Raw genomic sequence first — 20,556 nt, forward strand, 5'->3', positions numbered from 1 at the left:
TGGCGGAGTCACGGCTCGCCAGTCGCAGGGTGACTGAAGTGAGCACGTGGCACAGTCGTCGCGGGCCAGCTGCCTCAGAAGAAAAGCACTAAAGAGCAATCCGGAAGGAAGCCAAACACAATGGCGAAAATGATTGCGTTCGACGAGGAAGCTCGCCGTGGACTAGAGCGAGGAATGAACATCCTCGCCGACGCCGTTAAGGTGACGCTCGGCCCCAAGGGCCGCAACGTTGTCCTCGACAAGAAGTGGGGCGCACCCACCATCACCAACGATGGTGTGACGGTCGCCAATGACATTGAGCTGGAAGACCCTTACGAAAAGATCGGCGCTGAGCTGGTCAAGGAAGTCGCCAAGAAGACTGACGACGTAGCCGGTGACGGAACCACCACCGCCACCGTGTTGGCCCAAGCCCTCGTCAAGGAAGGCCTGCGCGCCGTTGCCGCCGGAGCCAACCCGATCGCCGTCAAGCGCGGCATCGAAAAGGCCGTCTCCGCGGTGACCGAGCAGCTGCACGGTCTGTCCACCGAGGTCGAGACCAAGGAGCAGATCGCCTCCACCGCCTCCATCTCCGCCGGTGACAGCACCGTTGGCGACATCATCGCCGAAGCGATGGAGAAGGTTGGCAAGGAAGGCGTCATCACCGTCGAGGAGTCCAACACCTTCGGGCTGGACCTCGAACTCACCGAAGGTATGCGCTTCGACAAGGGCTACCTGTCCGGTTACTTCGTGACCGACCAGGACCGCATGGAAGCCGTCCTAGAGGACCCCTACATCCTCATCGCCAACTCCAAGATCTCGGCGATCAAGGACCTCCTCCCCACCCTCGAGAAGGTCATGCAGGCCGGCAAGCCGCTGCTGATCATCTCCGAGGACATCGAGGGCGAAGCGCTGGCGACCCTGGTCGTCAACAAGATCCGCGGAACCTTCAAGACCGTCGCGGTCAAGGCCCCCGGCTTCGGTGACCGTCGCAAGGCCATGCTGGGCGACATCGCCATCCTCACCGGTGGCCAGGTCATCTCCGAAGAGGTCGGCCTCAAGCTGGAGAACGCCACGATCGACCTGCTGGGTACCGCCCGCAAGGTCGTCATCACCAAGGACGAGACCACCATCGTCGACGGTGGCGGCTCGCAAGAGCAGATCGACGGCCGGGTGGCCCAGATCCGCGGCGAGATCGAGGCTTCGGACTCCGACTACGACCGCGAGAAGCTGCAAGAGCGTCTGGCCAAGCTGGCCGGCGGTGTTGCCGTGATCCGCGTGGGTGCCGCCACCGAGGTGGAGCTCAAAGAGCGCAAGCACCGCATCGAAGACGCCGTTCGCAACGCGAAGGCCGCCGTCGAAGAGGGCATCCTGCCCGGTGGTGGTGTCGCTCTGGTTCAGGCCGGTGTGGACGCGTTCGAGAAGATCGAAGCCGAAGGCGACGAAGCCGCCGGTGTGGAGCTGGTCAAGCGCGCCCTCGGTGCGCCGCTGCGCTTCATCGCCGAGAACGCCGGCCTTGAGGGCGGCGTCGTGGTGGAGAAGGTCAAGAGCCTGCCCGCGGGCGAAGGCCTCAACGCCGCCACCGGCGAGTACGTCAACATGCTCGACGCTGGAATCCCGGACCCGACCAAGGTCACCCGTTCCGCGCTGCAGAACGCCGCGTCGATCGCCGCGCTGTTCCTGACCACCGAGGCTGTCATCGCCGACAAGCCCGAGAAGGACGCTCCGGCGGCTCCGGCCGACCCGGGCATGGGCATGGGCGGTTTCTAAGCCCTAGCGCACCCATAGCTGTAGCCCCCTGAAAAGGGCGAACGCGAAGACGGGCTCTCGATCCAGCATGGATCGGGGGCCCGTTTGTCGTGGACAGCGCCCAACCTGAAGCCAGTGCCACAGGTGCGCAATCATCACCGCGCTGGGTCACGTTCGCGCTAGTGAACGAACCAGCGAGAATAGCGCCGGCGCGCTCTCAGTCACTCGAGTGGCCTCGTGCGTCCAGGTCGGCGTATTCGGGATGCTTCGATAGCCACTTCGCCACAAACGGGCACTGTGGATACGCCATACCGCCCTGTGCCCGTAGATCCGCGAACGCCGCCTCGGCCAGTTGATTGGCCAAGCCCTGGCCTCGGTACGCGGGGTCTACCTCCGTATGCGGGTACAGCGTGAACTTCTCCTGTTTGTCGAAATCCAGTTGGCCGATAAGTGACTCACCGTCCCAAGCCTCGAAGCGGCTCGCCGCGGCGTTCTTGCGAATGTTGATGGAGGATTCACTCATAGACATACAGTAGCCACAAGCGTTCCCACTTCCGGCGAAATGATGAGATAGGTTCTCGACCCTGACCGAATGGACGATGCGGTCCGAGACGGTCGCATCACAGTCGGCTCTGAGAAAAGCACAACGAGCATGGGTGCGGTAAGCTCAGAGGCTCTCCCAGTTCCTGACGGAATAGGTTCCGTGCCCCATGCGGCCCTGGTGAGGTGACCATCGGCCAGGCGCCATTGCCGGGCACGGAACCGTCGGAACTTCCAAGCCGGTCTCGACTTGCGCAAAAAGTGGTTACCTCCGAGCCGTATCCGGCCTACGCTCAGGCTATGGCCAACGTGAGCACTACCGATGATTTTCGACCCGACTTCTACCGCAAACCCACTCTGAGCGGGGACCTGGTGACCTTGGTGCCGCTGGGCGCCGACTACGGCGAACAGCTCTTCCATGCCCTAAACGACCCCGAGGTAGCTCGCCTCACCGGCAGTCGAGGCAGCTTCGAGCTCAAAAAACTCATGCCGATCATCGCCGCCCGCCGCTTTGCCGACGACAGGCTAGACCTGGCTGTCATCGACAACGCCACGCAAAAAGTCGTCGGCGAGGTCGTCCTCAACGAGTGGGAGCCCGAGAACCGCAGCTGCAACTACCGCATCGCGCTGGGCCCGCAGGGACAAGGGCGGGGATTGGGAACCGAGGCGGGCTGCCTCATTATCGACTACGGATTTCAGAAACTACGGCTCAACCGCATCAGCCTTGGTGTATACGCGTTCAACCCACGTGGCATCCGCTCCTACGAAAAGATTGGGTTCGTGGTCGAAGGGCGCCAGCGGCAGGCCCTGTTGTGGGACGGGGAATACGTTGACCACGTCATCATGTCGCTCTTGGCCGAGGAATGGCGACCCCGGCGCTGAGGTTCGGTCTAGGCGGCTAGCCGTTTCGTCGATATTGGAACACAATTGCGAATCAGTCCCTTGGGGTAATTGCGACAAAAAGTTAAGCTAAGTCATGTCCACCCCACGTAGATTCGTTCTCATCGCCGTGTTCGCGGCTGTGATCGCCCTCCCCGTTGTGACTCTGCCGATTTTCACCGGCCCCGTTATGGCACAAGAGAACGGGGACGAAGATGACGAGATCATTCTGCCCACCGACGACCCCGATATTGATCCCGACGAGGCACCCGAGTCGGAATCGGACGCCGACCATCCGGCACCCGAATACCGCGACGAGGGAAACTACCTTTTGGTGTGCCTGGACGACGAGACCGAGTTCAACGAACGCAACGCCGAACTGGACTACAATCAGGCATTTCGCAACCAAGAGCTCTATGGACAGTGCCAAGAGGATGGATTTAGCGAACCTCACGAGGCGTTGGATGCGGCCTCCGACGGGGACCGCATCATGATCCTGCCGGGCCGCTACACTTTGCCCGATCCGCTCCTCATCGAGGGCCTCAATGACATCCAGCTCGAAGGTATGGGCTCCGCTGCCCACCACATCATCCTCGATGCCCGCTTTGGCCTCGAAGAAGGCCTCGTCGTCACCGACTCGTCCGGTACATACCTAGCCAACCTCACGGTCCAAAACTCGCTGCACACCGGCGTCCGTTTCGTCAACACCGACACGTTCACCCTCGACCGAGTTCACGCCCGCTATAACGGGGCGGTGGGCCTGGAATTCCGCGACGTGTCCGACGGCAAAGTCACCGCCTGCCTTGCCAACGGGAACCCTTTCGCTGGAGTACACGCCACGGGAACCACCTCCTCCGAAGGTCAAGACTGGGGCTTGGAAGTTCACGGTTGCGAAATCAATGACAACCTCGTCGGGTTCTCCGCTACTGGCAAGGGTGAGGTGTTGTTGCGCGACAACTTCCTCCACCGCAACTCCACCGGATTGCTTGCCCGCTCCACGGCACCCGACGATCACCGGTTGCACGCCGAAGGAAACCTCATCGGTGAGAACAACTCCGACTTCTACCAGTACCTTGGTGCCGACGAATGTTCCCAGGCCTTGGAAGAGCGGCCCTGGCACGACAAGGTGCTGTGCCCGGTTGACTCCGTGCCCGTCGGCGTCGGCGTACTCATCGCGGGCTCCAATCACAACACCATCACCGGTAACCGCCTCTGGGGCCACCACGACGCGGCCGCCATGCTCTGGTGGCACCCGCACATGTTGTTCTCCGAGTTCTCCCCGCGTGGCCAGTCCGAAACGTCGCACCACAACGCCTTTGTCGACAACGAAATGGGGCGCCGCGCTGACGGAATGCGCGTGCCCAACACCAGAGACTTCTGGTGGGATGGGCAAGGCTCGGACAACTGCTTCCAAAATGGCAGCCGCCATCCCATTCCTTCCGCGTTGCCCGGCTGTTCAGACCTGGTTGGGCCCGACCGGCTTCTGGGCGACCCGATTCGCTTGGCCAAGCTCATGCACTGTTCCACCTCCGACCCCGCTGGCGGAACTCTCGCCGGTGGCTGCGACTGGTTTACCGCCTCCGGATCCGAGCGGATCGAGTTCCGCGTCGCCGTGGCCTTCGTCGCGCTGGTCCTGGTGCTGACGGGTGCCGGATGGATAGCGTCCGTTCGCACCAATCGACCACCGGCGGCGGGATCCATGATGTTCGCGTCATTGGCGGTCGTCGGCGGGGCCATTCTCATGCTGCTGGCCAGCTGGTCCGAGCGGGCCGACTACGAGGCCCTGTCCCTGGGGCTTATCGCTGGCGGCTGGGCTATGAGCGGCCTGGCTTGGCAGCGAGCCGGGCGCTACGCCATCGGAGCCATGACAGTCATCCTCGCTGCGGTGATGGGCTTTGACGCGCTTGACCGAGGCGTGTGGATGCTGCCGTGGATACCGGTCTCGCCCACCTGGGTGTGGCTGCTGCTCTTCCCCCTGTGGGCCGTCATGATCGTCGTGGCCATGTGGACACGACCGCGCGCGGACCGACGCGAGGAGGAAGAGGCACCACTGCCCCTGCCCCATGAACACAACCGCTTTGACTGGTAGGTCCCGACCCGCCGGTGCGGCGAGCCGCCGAGGAATCGGCGCGCATGGTTCGCCGCATCGACATTCGAGCTCGGCTCGATGACGCATGCGTATCTGGCTCTAGTCGCGCATGGCATTGAGGTGCAGGTGGGGCCACTGGGGCGTATCGACCCGAAAAGCCGGTTCTCAAGGGCCGTAATCGCAGATAGTGGCCCTGGCAGTGTATGAAGGTTCCATCGGACACACATGGAGGAGGGCCACGTGGCTACAGGAATAGGGGTCGACCCGTCGCAGCTGGATGCGGCATCCGACAAAGTGAGCGCCGCAGCCGAGGCTGCCCAGGCTGCTAAGGACTATGCGCTGGAGGCCGATGGCGATCCGTGGATCTGGGGCCTGCCAGGGCTGGTCTTGGCCGGGCCGTACTTTAGCGCGGCGTCCATTGTTCACTCCATATACGCCGGAATCCCGGATGCTCTCTCAGGGGCCGCCGAACGGCTGCACGCTGACGCGGAAGCCTATCGAGAGTGCGAGGACGAAAACTGCGCCGAACTGGACAAAGCCTGTGGAGAACTGGAGTAGGACATGAATGACACCCAACTACCCGACTTCACCGACGCGCCGCGACAAAGCGGATTCGGCACTAACGCCGATGGCGACTGGTTCAGCCCCTCGGACGCGGGCAACGCAATCCTGAGCCGCGACGGCGTCAAACAGTTCGCCGACCCATATAAAGCCGCCACCAGCGCACCGGGCAATGTCCAACAGATCATCAGCGGGGACGACATCTTCGGTGGACTCAATGGCTGTATGGACAACCTCAAGGGGCTAGCCGAGGCGAGCAAGGCAACCTCGAAGCTCTCCGAGATCATTGGCGACAAGTCGTTCAACCCTCTCAGCTGGCTCGTCGAGATGGGAATCGACGCCCTTTTGCACATCTTCCAGCCCCTAGATGACCTGTTGGGGCTCGTCACCGGCAACGAAGACCGGATGAAGGTCTCTGGCGACATGTGGGGCACGGTCGCCGAGGGCCTGATCCCTATCGCCGAACAGATCGAAGCCACGATTGAATCCGACTTGGCCGACTGGCACGGCTGCGACGCCGATGCCGCCCGCACCCGCCTGGGTGAGGCGTCGACGGCAATTCGCGGCGGTTCGTTCGGGGCGGTGTGCATGCAGCAGATCATGTTGCTGGCGGCCGAATTCGCCAAGTACTTGGAAGGCAAGGTACGCAAATTCATCGCCGACAAGGTCTCGTGGGCCATTTTGAACTGGGCCACCTCCGCAGCGGCGTCCGTGGTGACCTTCGGCGCTTCGGTGGTGCAAGCGATCGTCTCCACCATCATCAAGGTCACCAGCGGTGTCATGAAGATCTTGAAGTGGATTAACGACTTCATCCAGAAGTACAGCGCGCTGGTGAAGATCATCAACGCGGTTTTGAAGGTCTTCAGCGTGCTGGAGAAATTCTTCAAGCACCTACATTTCGTGAAGGCGGGGGTGTCGCTGGTAGGCGGCGCGGTCAACGCCACTCGATAGCCCTGGGCACCCAATTATCGGATGAATCCCAATTACATAGGGGCGCAGCCTGTTGCCGGAGGGTTCGTGCGGATAAAGTGTGCTCATGGCATGGATTTGGACTTTTGAAGACGCCGAAGGCAACCCAGTGGAGGCCCCGGACAACTCCCACTCCAATCAGGGAGATGCCGAGTCCTGGGTCGGCCTGGAGTGGCGCAATATGGTCGCCAAAGGCGCCTCGGTCGCGATCCTCGCAGAGGATGATCGCGTCGAGTACCGCATGGACCTCGGCCCCGCCCAAGATAGCTAGCCCACCCAGCCGCGCGCACCTGAACCCGACCACAGGCCGCGAACCCATAGCGGATAGCCCACAGTGAATTCAGAGCTGGTCGACATGGTTGATGCCGACGTCGACCAGCTTCTTACTGCGCTAACGGCTCATTCACCGTTGGTCGCTATTGCGTAATAGGCTACAGGGGTGACACACCACGGTTCTTTGACGCTGACCGCCACCCGCTCCAGCAAACACCTCGATGCCCGCCGGGGCATTGTGCGCCTCCATCCGGAGACGCTGGCCGCCCTGGGGCTTCAGCCGGGCGATCCGGTGCGCTTGACTAGCCGCCATCACACCACCGCCATCGCCTTGGAGGCCGACCGTTTTTCGGGGAAACGCTCCCTGTACGCCGACGACTTGACATTGGGCAATATCGGAGCCCGCGAAGGCAGTGCCGTTGTGGCCGAGGCGACGCGGGTGGCTGCCGCCGATAGCGTCGTCGTGCGAGGACCGGCATCGATCGTGGCCGGGGTCAGCCCCGACACCTTGCGCCTGTCCATGCTGTCCAAGATCGTGACTCAGGGAGACGACGTCTCGCTGCTGCCCATTGAACTGGATTCCGAGTACAAGGAAGCCGTCAGCGCGGCCCGCCGCACCCTCAACAACACGTTGGGCATGGGCTGGACGTCGATGGTGATGACGGTGGCCCAGTGCGACCCCTCCGAGGCCGCCATGATTACGCTGGACACCCAAGTGTCGTGGGAAAACGACGCCCCGCACCGGGTTGACATTGACCTGCCCACCCGCGGCACTTCCGTGTCGATCGAGCGGCCCACCACCCCTCGACCAGCCACGAGCGCTCCGCGCAATCCAACCGGGCCTCGCACCGAGACGACCGCCCAGCGGCCTCGAGCGCAGGCCGAACCGGTCGAGGCGACCAGTACTGTCAGCGCGGAGGCGATCGCCTACGAGGATTTGGCCGGGGTGCGAGTACAGGCCGAAGAACTACGCGAGCTGCTTGACTTGGGCTTTAACCACCGGGAAGTGCTGTCTGTGGTGGGCACTGACATGACGCTGGGAATGCTGGTGTGTGGCCCCTCGGGTACCGGTAAGAGTTCCATCGCGCGTTCGGTGGTGGCCGAGGTGGGCGCGCACCTGGTAGAGGTTCCCGGCGATGAGGTGGGCGCAATGGCCGCCAATGACGCCGCCGAGAGACTTCGTCGAGCAGTGTCCCAACTTCAATCCCCGGGGGTGCTGTTGGTGACCGACGCCGACGCGATCGCCAAGGCGGAGGACGCGACCCCGCTGGGCACGATGTTCAAGAAGTTGGTCGCGGAGACCATCGCCGATGGCCATGCCGTGGTGTGCACCGTCAACAACCTCGACCGGCTCGATGGTGAGTTGCGTTCTCACGGCCGGTTGGAACATGAGATCACTGTGCCCATGCCCGATACTGAGGCCCGGCGCGAGCTGCTGAAGTATTTCACTCGCGGGATGAAGGTAAGCGCCGAGCTGAAGCTCGAGGCCATCGCGGAACGTTCTCCCGGGTATGTGGCCGCCGATCTCTTGGCGTTGGTGCGAGAAGCTGGGGTGCGTGCGGCTATGCGGGCTAAGGATGGTGGCGCGACCGCGCTGCAGGAGTCTGACTTCGACATCGCTTTTGAAGCGGTCCGTCCTTCTAGCATGGAAGGCGACTCCGTCGAGCTGGGCGGGCTTACCCTGGACGACGTCGGTGGCATGGAAGAGGTCAAGCAGACACTCACCGAGACGGTTATGTGGCCGCTGATGTACCCTGACGCGTTTACCCGCCTGGGCATCGAGGCACCGCGTGGAGTCTTGTTGTATGGCCCGCCCGGCTGCGGGAAGACCTATATCGTCCGCGCTGTGGCCGGCTCTGGCAATGCCAACGTCATCACTATTAAGGGATCCGAGCTGCTCAATAAGTGGGTGGGGGAGTCCGAGGCGAATGTGCGCGACTTGTTCCGCCGTGCGCGGCAGGCCTCTCCCACGCTGATGTTCTTCGATGAGCTGGACGCGCTGGCTCCGGTGCGCGGACAGGGGACCGATGGCGGTACGGCCGACCGGGTGGTGGCCGCGTTGTTGACGGAGCTGGACGGGGCGGAGGCGCTGCGGGATGTGGTGGTTGTGGGGGCGACAAACCGGCCCGACATGATTGACCCGGCCTTGCGGCGTCCGGGTCGACTGGAGCGGTTGGTGTACGTGCCGCCGCCAGACGCCGCCGCTCGGGCCGAGATTCTGGCGGCCGCTGGCAAGAACGTGCCTTTTTCTGATGATGTGGATCTGGTGGAGTTGGGCGACCAGCTGGAGTTTTACTCGGCAGCGGACTGCGCGGCGCTGGTGCGAGAGGCGGCGTTGACCGCCATGCGCGAGTCGCTGGATGCCAGCACTGTCACAGCGGCACATTTGCAGGCGGCCAGGAATAAGGTGCGCCCCAGCTTGGATGCCAAACAGCTGGAGTGGTTGGAATCCTTTGCGCAGCAAAGAAAGCAGTAGAGCGCGCAGCAAAGAAAGCAGTAGAGCGCGCAGTGCGGACATGTGTAAGGCGCGAAGATCGTCGTCGGTCTCATTGCCGAGGTGGTCGTTTGTTGCCGTGGGCCACTGCCTGATGTGAGGGCCGATTATGGCGGCGGGAGGCAAGAACGCGGCCCGGCACAGTCGGTACTGCCGGGCCGCGTCTATGTCGCGTGGTCAGACACGACATAGGAGTGGCTGCTTAGACAATGTTGATCCGGTGGCATTTAGATGAACATTGTGTACAGCAGCAGATTGGGAGTTCCCGAGCCCGGGTTGTTGATCTTGCCCGCCGAGGCGTTGTCGGTCAGCGCGGTCTTCACCTGTGCGGGGGAGGCGTCGGGGTTGGCGTGTAGGTACAGGGCGGCGCCGCCCGCGACGTGCGGGGAGGCCATCGAGGTTCCGGAGGCGACATAGCTGGAGTCGTCACCGTCGATCCAGGCGGAGACGATGTCCACGCCAGGGGCGTAGAGATCGACGCAGCTGCCTGTTGAGGTGAAGCTGGCCCGGTTGTCATTGTGGTCGCTGGCCGCGACCGTGATCGCCGATGCTTCGCTGGCTGGGGACTGGAAGCAGGCGGGCAGGAAACTCATGTTTCCGGCCGCCACCACGTAGGTGACGCCCGCGTCGACACCAGCGGCCACAGCGGCGTTCAAGGTGGAGTTGATGAAGCCGCCGAGGCTCATGTTGGCCACGGCTGGTCCGTCGGCGTTGGAGCTGATCCAGTCGATGCCGTTGATGATGCCGTCGAAGGAACCTGAGCCTTGGCAGTCCAGCACTCGCACTGGTGAGATGCTGGCGTTTTTCGCCACGCCGTATTCGGTGCCCGCGACCGTGCCGGCCACGTGTGTGCCGTGCCCGTGGCAGTCGTCGGCGTTTCCGCCGGGTGTGACTGCGTCGAACCCTTCGACGAGTCGCCCGTCGAAGTCGTTGTGGGTGAGGTTTACTCCGGTGTCGAGGATGTAGGCGGTGACACCGTCACCACCATTGGGGTATTCGTATTGTCCGTCGAGCGGTAGGTCTGCCTGGTCCACGCGGTCCAGTCCCCAGGATTGGGGGTTAGGTTGCACGCCTGCGTCCGCGAGGCTGACTTCGGCGTTTTGTTCCACGGTGGCGACGTTGGGGTCGGCGGCGAGGCGTAGTGCTTCGGAATGCGACATGGTGACGGCGAAGCCGTCGAATGATGTCCAGGTGGACGTGACGTCTCCGCCATAGGAGGCGGCGAGGCCGTCGACGTCCAGGGTAGAGAGTTCACTATTGAGTGTGACCAGGTAACTGTTTTCGATCGCGCCCTCGACATTGGTGCCAAGGATGACGCCTTCGGTTTCAGCGTGGGCGGGGGAGGAGACGGCCGCTGCCGTGCCGATGGCGATGATTCCACAGGAGGCGATCGCGAGCAGACGTTTGGGGGAGTGGCAATGTCTGTTCATGGTGAAACTCCAGTTAGCTCAGACCCGACCGGGGGTTCGGCTGCCCGGCGGTGGAGCCGGGCACCGTCATTCAGTTAGGTCGGGTGGGGCTCTCACCTGAAATGCGATTCAGGTTCACGAACTTTACTGGAGAGTAAGGCATCTGAGTGGACATGTAAATATCTACATTGATCAATAGGGCAAATCGGGCTACCAGGTATATCTACTGTGGCCAGACTTGTCACTTGGGTTCAAAGTTACTGCCATGTCAGCGTTATCGATTGAGCCACTGGCGCCATATGCGGATGGATTCCGCAACCGGGCCCCAAACCCACGCGGCTCTATAGACGGGCCCGCACCACCCGCCCAGATGCGCAAGTGAGCAGCGGGAGAAGTCCTTAGCTCCTCCCCACCATGGCCCACGGGCCAAAAACTGTGTGGACCTCAAAGAGACTGAAGATGCTTTAGGTGAGCCCTACTTGTTGGTGTACGGCGGCGGCACCGGCGCTGGCGGCAAGTCGATCGCCGGTCCCTCCGGTGAAGCCTCCTCGTTTGCGGCCAGAGGGTCGGAGTCCAAGTCCTCCCCGTAGGTCACGTCATTGAGGAACCCGTCTGAAGTGGTGTCCCGCATGATCATGTCGGGGGTGCCATCGCCGTCGGCATCCACGATCATCGTGTCGGGCTGGCCGTCACCGACGGTGTCCTTGATAAAAGTGTCGAGCGTGCCATCGTCGTTAGTGTCGGTGGCGACGTAGTCGATGCGGCCATCGCCGGTCACATCGTGCAGGACCTGGTCTACCTGGTGGTCGCCGGTGGTGTCGACGTACAACGTGTCGATGCGGCCATCGCCGTGGGAGTCGACCGCCTCGGCGTTGAACGTGCCGTCCCCGGTCGTGTCCATGAAAAGCCGGTCGTCGATCCCATCTCCGTCACAATCGACCGCCATCGCGTCGGCCCGGCCGTCCCCGGTGGAGTCGATAAACGTCGTGTTGCCGACGGTCATGGTGTCATCGGGGATTCCGTCCCCGTTGAGATCGTAGGTCTCGCCGGGACAATCGTTGCCCCCATCGGAGTCGTCAAACCCCGGGGCCCCCAGGTCGTCGAATTCGCTCATGATTGCTGTCCTCCCACGTCAGAAGTCTCATAGTTAGCCTGACTCTATGGCAGGTCAGCCTCTGGATGAATCCCCAGACTGTGCCACGTTGCAGCCCGGCGAGTGCCACCTGTGGGCGACACATTCGGCCTCGTTACCCTGGTAGCCCACAAGGTGTGTAGCTTTGACCGAATTCGCGCCCTCGCCGGTGCGTTTCACTGACAGGAAGTGAACGGTGAGCAACTCTATAGACCCACTTGACTTGCCCAAGCCGCCTCCCATACTGGCACCGGTCCCGTCGGTGCGCGCTTTCGACATTCATGGTGCGCGGGTTGTGGTCGGTTCTCCCGGCGTGGGTTGGATGTTCGATCTGCGGGCCGATGACCCGGTCACTCAAGACGGGAAGCTGAAGGTCCCGGTGCTGCCGGAGTCGGAGTACTATCGCGCGATCGACGAGGAAACCACGGCCCAAACGTGTCTATATCCGGCCGATCAGGTGTGGGTGGAGACCGAGGAGGCCAACCCGGCCGATCAGATCGACCCCATGCTGTACCTGATTGACCGGCTGGTGGACCCCGACCAGCCCGAACGACGGAAGCCGCTACCCGCAAGCGAAGTGCCCGCGCTGATGGGCCGCCGCGTCTGGTATTGGCACAACAAGACATTTCGTTCTGACTACCGGTGCGTCACCGAACCCTTTGAAGTCGGCATGGGTGACATCTGTGTGCGCATAGCCGAGGAAGCCCAGTGGTATCGCTGGCATCGCACCGGCGTCATGCCACGCACGACCGAGGCATTTTTGCACTGGGTGTGGGTGCAATAAGACGTCCTCGACCCGGCAGCCAGGCGGCCGCCGAGTTTTGTCGCAACTGGGGTCGGCCTGGGACGAACTGGGTTTAGGGGTAGTCCACCAGCACGTTGCCAGCCCTCGTTTGGGCGTTGATCTTGCGTTCGGCCTCGTCGCTTTCGACCACGTGGACTTCAGCGGAGTGAGTGTTCGATTTCGCGTCCACGTCGTACATGGTCCCACCCTCAGGCAAGACCACAGTGACGTTGCCAGCGTCGGAGCGGGCCGAAACGTCGTTGGGCGGCACGCTGAAGCGCACCTCCACGTTTCCCGCGCGTGAGTGCACCGAGACGTCGTCGGTCTCATCGACAAAATGCATATTGGCGTTACCCGCGTAAGTGCTGACGTCCACGGTGCTGGAGATGACGCCTAGGCCGTCGATATTGCCCGCGTCGGTGTGCAGTTCCTGTTCAGAATTCATGCCCACCGTGCGGATGTTCCCCGCTGTGGTGCTGGCGACTAGTTCGATGTCGGCGGGCAGCTCGAAAGTGTAGGAGATGCCGCAGGCGCGTGACCCGATCCCTGTGCAGCCAGCGACCTCGATGCGTAGGACACCATCGTCGATGACCTCGGCCGAGGCCGGTTTTTCGTTGCTCCACTGAAACTCGCGGGACAGTTTCACTTGGTCGGAGTCAGAGGCGATGAACTCCAAGTGGCCGTTGCGCGTCTCGATTTCGATGCGTTCGATGGGTTCGGAGAAGACCGTCTCGTCGTTGGCGTTTTCCGAGGGTTCGTCGTGATCGCATGCGGCCACCGCCAGCAACAGGCCCGCAGCGGCCGTGAAGGCAGCCGCCGCGCGGGGCAGCGGTCGGCGAAGGAAGCGCTCGGGCGTCGGCGAGGTCATCGGGGGTGCTCCAACTGTCAACACTAATCGGGTAATTCTCACGTTACCGCCCTCGTGCCGCCCCACGCCACCCACAGTCGGCCCGTAGCGCTGTCGTGGAAGCGACGGCTTCTGTTGGGGCAGAAGAGAACCGCCCTTCGCTCTGGCGCGGGTCACCGGTTGCGGGGCCTGATTGGGGCTCTAAGTGGCGGATGTGTCAGTCGTGACTGCCCGCAAAGGACTCCCATGGGGATACCACCGAGGCACAAGTGCGAACAGCGCCCAAGAAAAGGGCGATAGGGGGGACAACGCACCGGTCCCCATTGCCTCGCACGTAGGCTTATGGATGTGACTGATGAACTTCTTGCCGACAGCCGACGCCTCCTCGCCGAGCTGGCCCCCAAGGCGTCAGACCTGTCGCGCCGCGCCGCCAACTTTGCCGATCAGCGAGGATTCGCCAAGGCGCGTCTCGAAGGCGCTACCGACGATGAGCGACCGATCGTCTTGTTCGTATGCGAAGGCAACTCTGGGCGCAGCCAAGCCGCCGCCGCGCTTCTCAACGCCTATGCCGGGGCGCGCGCGATCTCCTGGTCGGCCGGTTCGAAGCCCGACTCCGATATCAACCCCGACGTGGTCGAGTTGCTGGCCCGTCGTAACGTCGACGCCTCCGGCGGCTACCCCAAGCCGTGGACTGCCGAAATTCTCGACGTCGCCGACGTCATCGTCAACCTAGGAGCCGGGGACGATTTGCCGGTCATCGAAGGCAAACAAAACCTCACCTGGGATGTCGGCCACCCCAAAGGGCCAGGGGTCGCCGGGGCGACTGAGTTGATTGAGCTGATCGACCAGCACGTCAACGAGCTCATCCTTTCCTTGGGGATCGACTAGGACTCGTTTAAGGGTCCTCGACCACCCGCAGCGCGGTTTCACCGTTGGGCGTCGTTATGGCAACGCGCCCATATCTCACCGAGGTGAGGCTGCCCCTGACCCCTGCGCGCCTTCAGGTCGCCTTCCCTTTGGTGGGACACCCCGGCAACGACATCCCAGCGCCGTGGCCTCGAGAGTGACCCGAGGAGAGAGCGACGTCCCGGTGCTTGAGCCCAAGTTGGCCGCCGCCTGGTTCAGCGTGCCCGCCCACAGTGAGCCCTGAGAAATCGAACGAGCTCCGAATTTCAGTTCGAGTTTGCACTTTGAGCTCCGATGCATAGACGAACGTGGATTCCAGCGATACCCTCATTTCAAGCAACGTGCCCATTTCCGACTAACTCGATATGCTCGCCGGCCATGGCCGAATCGAGGAGGAACCAGCCCCGCCGCACCGGGGCACATCGAAATGGGTGCCCGGCCTCGCTAGGACCGGTAGCGGCGAGGTCCCGCCGACGCAGGTAGGAGCACACTCATGGGCGACATATCCACGCCAATGCTGGTCACCTTTATCGTCTACATCCTCTTTATGCTCGCCATCGGTGTGTGGGTGTACCGCCGCACCAACACACTGTCCGACTTTGCCCTAGGTGGACGTCGCCTCAACTCGCCAGTAGCCGCCCTATCGGCCCAAGCATCCGATATGTCCGGCTGGCTGCTATTGGGGCTCCCCGGCGCGATCTACGTCGCCGGAATGGGCGCGACCTGGATTGCCATCGGGCTCGCCATCGGTACCTACCTCAACTGGCTACTGGTCGCCCCGCGCCTGCGGACCTACACCGAGCGCGCCAACAACTCCATCACGCTCTCCTCCTACTTCGAAAACCGCTTCGAAGACCCGTCAGCCCTACTCAGAGTCGTATCCGCGGCCATTTTCCTGGTCTTCTTCACCGTCTATGTCTCCTCGGGCCTGGTCGCCGGAGGCCTATTGTTCAACCAAGCATTCGGAGTTGACGCCAATCAGGCCATCACCATCGCCGTGATCGTCGTCGTGGTCTACACCTTCCTGGGCGGGTTCCTGGCAGTTAGCTTCACCGACGCGGTCCAAGGCACGATGATGTTCATCGCGCTAGTCGTCACGCCGCTGCTGGCCATTGGCGCCCTGGGCGGATTCAACGCCCTCTTCGACGGCCTCAATGACACCTTCCCCGCCCTGACCGGAATGGGTTCGGAAGCCACCTTCGTCGAGGGCAGTTGGGTCGCCAGCGAAACCCTCGGGTTCATCGTCATCATCTCCTCGTTGGCCTGGGGACTGGGCTACTTCGGCCAACCGCACATTCTCATGCGGTTCATGGGCATCAAATCCGCCGCTCACGTACCGGTCGCCCGCCGCATCGGTGTCACCTGGGTTGTGGTGACCCTCGCTGGGGCGTGTGCGGTTGGTCTGGCTGGCATCGTCTACTTCGAGACTCCATTGGAGGACCCGGAGACCGTCTTCATCGCGCTGACCCAAGACCTGCTCAATCCATGGGTCGCGGGCATTATTCTCGCCGGTATTCTCGCTGCGGTGATGTCGACGGCGGACAGCCAACTGCTGGTGGCCTCCACAGCCTTCACCGAGGACTTCTACCGCCGCTTCCGTCGCGAACCGCTCTCCGAAAACCACCTTTTGTGGGTGGGACGTGCCGCCGTCATCGGCGTCGCGGTCGTGGCCTACGCCCTCGCATTGCAAGGCGGGGCGGTGCTCGATATTGTCGCCTACGCCTGGGCCGGATTCGGGGCGGCCTTCGGGCCGGTCATCCTCCTCTCCCTGTACTGGAAGCGCATGACCTGGGTCGGTGCGTTGGCCGGAATGGTCGTCGGTGCGGCAACGGTGATGGTGTGGAACCAGACCGATCCCTTTGGCTGGGGCCTGTACGAGATCGTCCCCGGCTTTGCGCTGGCGACGCTGGCGATCTTTGTCGGCAGCAAGTTCGGCAAGCAGACGTCCTTGGAATGGACCGGCAGCTATCGCGATTTTGTGGCGCCGAAAGTTGAGTCGAAGCCCTAGCGCGTCGCAAAGAATTAAAAGGGGCCGCATCGAGCGGCCCCTTTTTTAGGCTGTGTTGGGTCGACGGGGTGGTCAGTGGCGGCTGGTGCGTCGCCCGGCCCGCTTGGCGCGATACATCGCCCGGTCGGCCGCCCACAGGGCACGAGAGGGGTCGAGGCCCGGCTGCAACGTTTCCCAACCGATGCTCACCCCGACCGGGGTCCCGGGCACGTACACATCCCAGTCCTCAGTGAGGACAGCACGCTTCATACGCTCGCCAATGGTGAGGGCCTCACCCTCCGAAGCACCTGGGAGGACGACGACAAACTCGTCACCGCCAGTGCGGGCCAGCAAGTCGTTGCCGCGAATATTGCGCGACAAGATGCCCGCCACGCGCTGGAGTACGGTATCTCCGGCCAAGTGCCCATGAGTGTCGTTGACGGGTTTGAAATTGTCGAGGTCGAGCACCCCGATCATGGTCTGTCCGCGCAGCGAGTTGAGGAACTGCTCCAAACGCCGCCGGTTGGGCAGCCCCGTGAGCTCGTCGGTAAAAGCCTGGTCGGCAAAGGACGCGGCGGTCTTACGCAGTTGCTCTTGGTCCAGCAGGGAACCAATCGAGTCGAAGAACATCGACTGGAATTGACGAATTTGTTTGTACAGCGCGTAGATCGTGGTGTGGGAGGCCAAAATGGCGGCCGCGTGGTCTCCGCAGGCCACGAGGGCCAGCGAGCGGAGGTGCTCGGGCTCCATGACGCCCAGAGTCTCGGAACTGAGCACCCCGTAGTTGATGGTGTCGAGCGCTTCGGCCCCGCGACCGGCCTGGATGAGACGGCAGGTGGTGGCGAAGGCGCGCAAGTCGATGTCTTCGGGCGAATACGGCTCGTCGGGCAGGTATTCGTCCACGTTCCAGTTGACGTCTTGCCCCAGCAACTTCAAGCGCTGAATCGCGTAGTTGACCCATTCGAGATCGTTGAAACGCAAAAGCGCGAGGTTGGGCTTGACGCGGTTGAGCGCGTCGCGCAGGATGCCGATGGCCGCGTGTGGGTCGCCCGCGTAATAGGAGAACAACGCGGTACGGACCCGTACTTCCATGCCCTGGATCAGGGCCACGGGTATGCCGCAGGCTTCGGCCAGCTCGTGACCTTTTTGCAGGGTGTAGTTGGCCTGTTCGTGGTATCCGCAATTGGAATAGACGATGGCGAGGTCATGCCAGGCGTCGACAGCGGCTTGTCCGGTCTCGGTCATCTCTTCGAGGGAGCGGGTGCCGGAGACGAGGTTTTGGGCCGTGAGGTTGAACGCGCCGGTGCGCTGGTGGTGGAACAAGGCCACCAGAGCGTAGAACTGCCCTTCGAGTCGCCGAGAATTGCACGAGTGGACCAGCTCGGCGGAGTGGCTTATGGTGTGGGAAAGTTCGTCACGGTTACGCAACGTGATTTGGGCACCCATGACGAACAGCCAGGCTTGTGTTTTTCGATAGGCATCGTTGGTTCCCGACGCGATCTTTTTCGCGTAGTCGATGCAGTCTTCGAGCTGCCCAGCCGCCATCACTTCGCGCAACCGGAGGTACTCCTCCTGTGAGTCACGCGCTGGATCGGATTCACTCCACAGCGCCACGGGTTAATACTGCCACCTGGAGCGTCATTTTGCTAGTGGGTTACCGATATCAATATCGCAACACATGACAACACAATAGACATTGAGGGATGTCTTAGCATATAAGGAGATCCCACCCCCAGGTGTAAGGAAAGACAGATGAAGAAACTCCTCTGGGTGACAGTGCTGTTCCTCACCGTCGCTGTCTCGGGTGCGTGCGTCTCCGAGACGCCCGAACCAGAGCCCGAACCACCGAGCCATCCCACAGTCACCGACGTGTACGTGGAACGTTCTGGTGGCACCTACTTGTTCACCGTGACCGTCTCTTCCGAATACGACTCGACCGACCGATGGGCCGATGCGATTCGAGTCCGCTCTGCCTCCGGCGAAGAGTATGGCGTCCGTGAACTGGGACGCCATCACGCCGATGAGCAGCCCTTTACTCGTCAAATCACTGACGTGGAAGTTCCCGATGATGTCACAGTCGTGATCGTGGAAGGGCGAGACAGCAAGAACGGATGGGGAGGCCAGAGCGTCGAAGTCGACCTGACCGAAATCTCTTCGGGCCGGGGTGGTGCCGCCTAGCTACAGTGTTATCGACCCGGTTTCCTCACCTCGGTGGAATCGTGTCCGTCGCCCCGGTTGCGGCCCCGGTTCACAGGCGCGGTGGTGGCCCACCACCGCGATGCGCCAAAGGGTGGCCGATGGCCTCGAGCGCTGAGGTGTGGTGTCCATTGACGTGTCGATAGCCAGCGTTGTCGCCTCGCTGCCCTCATGTGGGAGGTTTGAAGTAAGAGGGCGACTGTGGGGCGTGCGGGCTGCGGTGAACGGCACTGCCGAAAAAGGGGATCGGTAAGGGGACATTGCCGAAAAAGCATGTGTCTTCCTATGGGAGTGCGCGAATGGTGAATTCCGGACAGTTAGCGCATTCTCCGCTCATGGGCGGGCCGATGTGTCTTTTCAGCCTGGGGAAGAACTGACTAAAGGGCTGAGTTGCCTCGTGCCTAGATGGCGGAGGACACTGGCACTAGGGAGTATTTGCCCACGCTTGGAGGTCAAGGCTTCGAGCCTGTGGTCGCACCTGAATACCGCACAAGCAATAGAGTTAAGCGACCACGCAAATAAAGAAGGGTGTATCTGTGTTCAAGAAGATTCGCGGCGAATTCATCGATATTGTCGAGTGGCTGGACGATAGCCGCGACACGATGGTGTGGCGTTTTCCCCGCCACAACAATGAGATCAAAATGGGTGCGAAGCTGGTCGTACGCGAGTCTCAGTCGGCTGTCTTTATCAACGAAGGGCAGCTTGCCGACGTATTCGGCCCTGGAACCCACACTCTCCAGACGCAGAACATGCCCATTCTGTCGACCCTCAAAGGCTGGAAGCACGGCTTTAACTCGCCGTTCAAGGCCGAGGTGTACTTCGTCAACACCCGCCAGTTCACCGACTTCAAGTGGGGAACCAAGCAGCCGGTGACCATCCGCGACCCCGAGTTCGGTGCGGTCCGCATCCGCGCCTTCGGAGCCTACGCCGTACGTGTCATCGACCCGGCGAAGCTGTTGCGGGAAATGGCCGGAACGGACTCGCAGTTTCGCACTGACGCCATCAACAACTTCTTGCGCGAAAAGATCATCGGCCAGTTCGCTCCCGCGATCGCCAAGACTGGCCTGTCGATCCTCGACATGGCGGCCAACCAGGACGAACTGTCCAAGCGACTGCAAGGACCCATCTCCGAGATGCTCGGAGAATACGGCTTCGAAGTACCCAGCTTCGTGGTCAGCTCGATCTCCATGCCCAAAGAGGTGGAGGCGGCGCTCGACAAGAAGACCCAGATGGGCATTGTCGGCGACATGAACCAGTACACCCAGTTCCAGGCCGCGAACGCGCTCGAACAATCCGCCAAGAACGGCGGGGGCGGAGCCGCTGACGGCATGGGAATGGGAGTCGGTATGGCCATGGGCCAACACATGGCGCAGAGCATGTCCGCCGGTCAGCAACAGCAACAGCCGCCGCAACAGTCCTCGCCGCCGCCAGCCGGTGGCGCGGCCCCGCCGCCGCTGCCGACGGCAGAGGAATGGTTTGCGGGCATCAACGGCGCCCAGCAGGGGCCCTATGACGTCAACGGGCTGAGGCAACAGATCAGCGCGGGGACGCTCACGCGCGAGACCCTGGTGTGGAAGAACGGTATGGACGGATGGAAGGCCGCCGGTGAGGTGCCAGAACTGGCAAACCTATTCGGCTCGACTCCGCCGCCACTACCGCCACAATAACCACATAGCCGACCACGCCGGCAGAGGAGAACATCGTGCCGGGCGGGCAGAGCTGTCCCAACGACCCTGCCCGCCCGACACCGCCCATACCCGTGGTC

General features: G+C 62.3%; 17 protein-coding genes. 12 read left to right on the forward strand and 5 right to left on the reverse strand.

Going from position 1 to position 20,556, the window contains the following annotated elements; translation table 11 throughout:
• The first annotated feature begins 120 nt into the window (after positions 1-120).
• On the forward strand, positions 121-1,746 hold the full coding sequence (groL, locus tag JQS30_RS01335; protein WP_213171611.1) for a chaperonin GroEL: 1,626 nt from the start codon (positions 121-123) through the stop codon (positions 1,744-1,746).
• Between the two features lie 196 nt (positions 1,747-1,942).
• Here groL and JQS30_RS01340 read toward each other — a convergent pair whose 3' ends face one another.
• Positions 1,943-2,248, reverse strand: a complete 306-nt coding sequence (locus JQS30_RS01340) for a GNAT family N-acetyltransferase (protein ID WP_213171612.1) — start codon at positions 2,246-2,248, stop codon at positions 1,943-1,945.
• 317 nt (positions 2,249-2,565) lie between these two features.
• Between JQS30_RS01340 and JQS30_RS01345 the strand changes: the two genes are divergently transcribed.
• The 6 genes from JQS30_RS01345 (at position 2,566) to JQS30_RS01370 (ending at position 9,512) form a co-directional block, all read left to right on the forward strand.
• Complete coding sequence (locus tag JQS30_RS01345) at positions 2,566-3,147, forward strand: GNAT family N-acetyltransferase (RefSeq protein ID WP_213171613.1); 582 nt, start codon at positions 2,566-2,568, stop codon at positions 3,145-3,147.
• A gap of 94 nt (positions 3,148-3,241) precedes the next feature.
• Positions 3,242-5,233 carry a right-handed parallel beta-helix repeat-containing protein gene (locus JQS30_RS01350; RefSeq protein ID WP_213171614.1) on the forward strand — a complete coding sequence of 664 codons (1,992 nt, stop codon included), beginning with the start codon at positions 3,242-3,244 and terminating at the stop codon, positions 5,231-5,233.
• A 240-nt stretch (positions 5,234-5,473) separates the two neighbouring features.
• Entirely contained in the window at positions 5,474-5,791 is a 318-nt protein-coding gene (locus tag JQS30_RS01355; RefSeq protein ID WP_213171615.1) for a hypothetical protein, read from the forward strand.
• Between the two features lie 3 nt (positions 5,792-5,794).
• The gene (locus JQS30_RS01360) at positions 5,795-6,745 is read left to right on the forward strand and encodes a hypothetical protein (protein ID WP_213171616.1); all 951 of its coding nucleotides are present in this window, start codon (positions 5,795-5,797) and stop codon (positions 6,743-6,745) included.
• An 85-nt stretch (positions 6,746-6,830) separates the two neighbouring features.
• The gene (locus JQS30_RS01365) at positions 6,831-7,034 is read left to right on the forward strand and encodes a hypothetical protein (RefSeq protein WP_213171617.1); all 204 of its coding nucleotides are present in this window, start codon (positions 6,831-6,833) and stop codon (positions 7,032-7,034) included.
• Positions 7,035-7,202: 168 nt separating this feature from the next.
• Positions 7,203-9,512: an AAA family ATPase gene (locus JQS30_RS01370; protein ID WP_246497998.1), complete on the forward strand. Its 2,310-nt coding sequence runs from the start codon at positions 7,203-7,205 to the stop codon at positions 9,510-9,512.
• A 245-nt stretch (positions 9,513-9,757) separates the two neighbouring features.
• Here JQS30_RS01370 and JQS30_RS01375 read toward each other — a convergent pair whose 3' ends face one another.
• Complete coding sequence (locus tag JQS30_RS01375) at positions 9,758-10,960, reverse strand: S8 family peptidase (protein WP_213171618.1); 1,203 nt, start codon at positions 10,958-10,960, stop codon at positions 9,758-9,760.
• Between the two features lie 454 nt (positions 10,961-11,414).
• Positions 11,415-12,053 carry a hypothetical protein gene (locus JQS30_RS01380; RefSeq protein WP_213171619.1) on the reverse strand — a complete coding sequence of 213 codons (639 nt, stop codon included), beginning with the start codon at positions 12,051-12,053 and terminating at the stop codon, positions 11,415-11,417.
• 214 nt (positions 12,054-12,267) lie between these two features.
• Between JQS30_RS01380 and JQS30_RS01385 the strand changes: the two genes are divergently transcribed.
• Positions 12,268-12,855, forward strand: coding sequence for a hypothetical protein (locus JQS30_RS01385; RefSeq protein ID WP_213171620.1), 588 nt, complete (start codon positions 12,268-12,270; stop codon positions 12,853-12,855).
• A gap of 73 nt (positions 12,856-12,928) precedes the next feature.
• On the opposite strand, the gene JQS30_RS01390 is transcribed toward JQS30_RS01385, so the two are convergent.
• On the reverse strand, positions 12,929-13,723 hold the full coding sequence (locus JQS30_RS01390; RefSeq protein ID WP_213171621.1) for a DUF4097 family beta strand repeat-containing protein: 795 nt from the start codon (positions 13,721-13,723) through the stop codon (positions 12,929-12,931).
• Between the two features lie 327 nt (positions 13,724-14,050).
• Between JQS30_RS01390 and JQS30_RS01395 the strand changes: the two genes are divergently transcribed.
• Together JQS30_RS01395 and putP are read left to right on the forward strand one after the other, a co-directional pair.
• Positions 14,051-14,590: an arsenate-mycothiol transferase ArsC gene (locus JQS30_RS01395; protein ID WP_213171622.1), complete on the forward strand. Its 540-nt coding sequence runs from the start codon at positions 14,051-14,053 to the stop codon at positions 14,588-14,590.
• 511 nt (positions 14,591-15,101) lie between these two features.
• Positions 15,102-16,616 (forward strand): sodium/proline symporter PutP, encoded by a 1,515-nt coding sequence (putP, locus tag JQS30_RS01400; RefSeq protein ID WP_213171623.1) that lies wholly within the window; start codon positions 15,102-15,104, stop codon positions 16,614-16,616.
• 72 nt (positions 16,617-16,688) lie between these two features.
• Here putP and JQS30_RS01405 read toward each other — a convergent pair whose 3' ends face one another.
• Entirely contained in the window at positions 16,689-18,209 is a 1,521-nt protein-coding gene (locus tag JQS30_RS01405) for a GGDEF domain-containing protein (RefSeq protein ID WP_213171624.1), read from the reverse strand.
• A gap of 138 nt (positions 18,210-18,347) precedes the next feature.
• On the opposite strand from JQS30_RS01405, the gene JQS30_RS01410 reads away from it, so the two are divergent.
• Both JQS30_RS01410 and JQS30_RS01415 read left to right on the forward strand, forming a co-directional pair.
• Positions 18,348-18,773 (forward strand): hypothetical protein, encoded by a 426-nt coding sequence (locus JQS30_RS01410; protein WP_213171625.1) that lies wholly within the window; start codon positions 18,348-18,350, stop codon positions 18,771-18,773.
• Between the two features lie 554 nt (positions 18,774-19,327).
• Positions 19,328-20,458 (forward strand): SPFH domain-containing protein, encoded by a 1,131-nt coding sequence (locus JQS30_RS01415; protein WP_213171626.1) that lies wholly within the window; start codon positions 19,328-19,330, stop codon positions 20,456-20,458.
• Positions 20,459-20,556 lie beyond the last annotated feature (98 nt).

Source organism: Natronoglycomyces albus (assembly GCF_016925535.1).
GTDB lineage: Bacteria > Actinomycetota > Actinomycetes > Mycobacteriales > Micromonosporaceae > Natronoglycomyces > Natronoglycomyces albus.

Bases quoted from the DNA above. Each gene is read 5' to 3' on its own strand.
- groL (WP_213171611.1), top strand. From the start codon at position 121: ATGGCGAAAATGATTGCGTTCGACGAGGAAGCTCGCCGTGGACTAGAG.
- JQS30_RS01340 (WP_213171612.1), bottom strand. From the start codon at position 2,248: ATGAGTGAATCCTCCATCAACATTCGCAAGAACGCCGCGGCGAGCCGC.
- JQS30_RS01345 (WP_213171613.1), top strand. From the start codon at position 2,566: ATGGCCAACGTGAGCACTACCGATGATTTTCGACCCGACTTCTACCGC.
- JQS30_RS01350 (WP_213171614.1), top strand. From the start codon at position 3,242: ATGTCCACCCCACGTAGATTCGTTCTCATCGCCGTGTTCGCGGCTGTG.
- JQS30_RS01360 (WP_213171616.1), top strand. From the start codon at position 5,795: ATGAATGACACCCAACTACCCGACTTCACCGACGCGCCGCGACAAAGC.
- JQS30_RS01365 (WP_213171617.1), top strand. From the start codon at position 6,831: ATGGCATGGATTTGGACTTTTGAAGACGCCGAAGGCAACCCAGTGGAG.
- JQS30_RS01375 (WP_213171618.1), bottom strand. From the start codon at position 10,960: ATGAACAGACATTGCCACTCCCCCAAACGTCTGCTCGCGATCGCCTCC.
- JQS30_RS01380 (WP_213171619.1), bottom strand. From the start codon at position 12,053: ATGAGCGAATTCGACGACCTGGGGGCCCCGGGGTTTGACGACTCCGAT.
- JQS30_RS01390 (WP_213171621.1), bottom strand. From the start codon at position 13,723: ATGACCTCGCCGACGCCCGAGCGCTTCCTTCGCCGACCGCTGCCCCGC.
- putP (WP_213171623.1), top strand. From the start codon at position 15,102: ATGGGCGACATATCCACGCCAATGCTGGTCACCTTTATCGTCTACATC.
- JQS30_RS01410 (WP_213171625.1), top strand. From the start codon at position 18,348: ATGAAGAAACTCCTCTGGGTGACAGTGCTGTTCCTCACCGTCGCTGTC.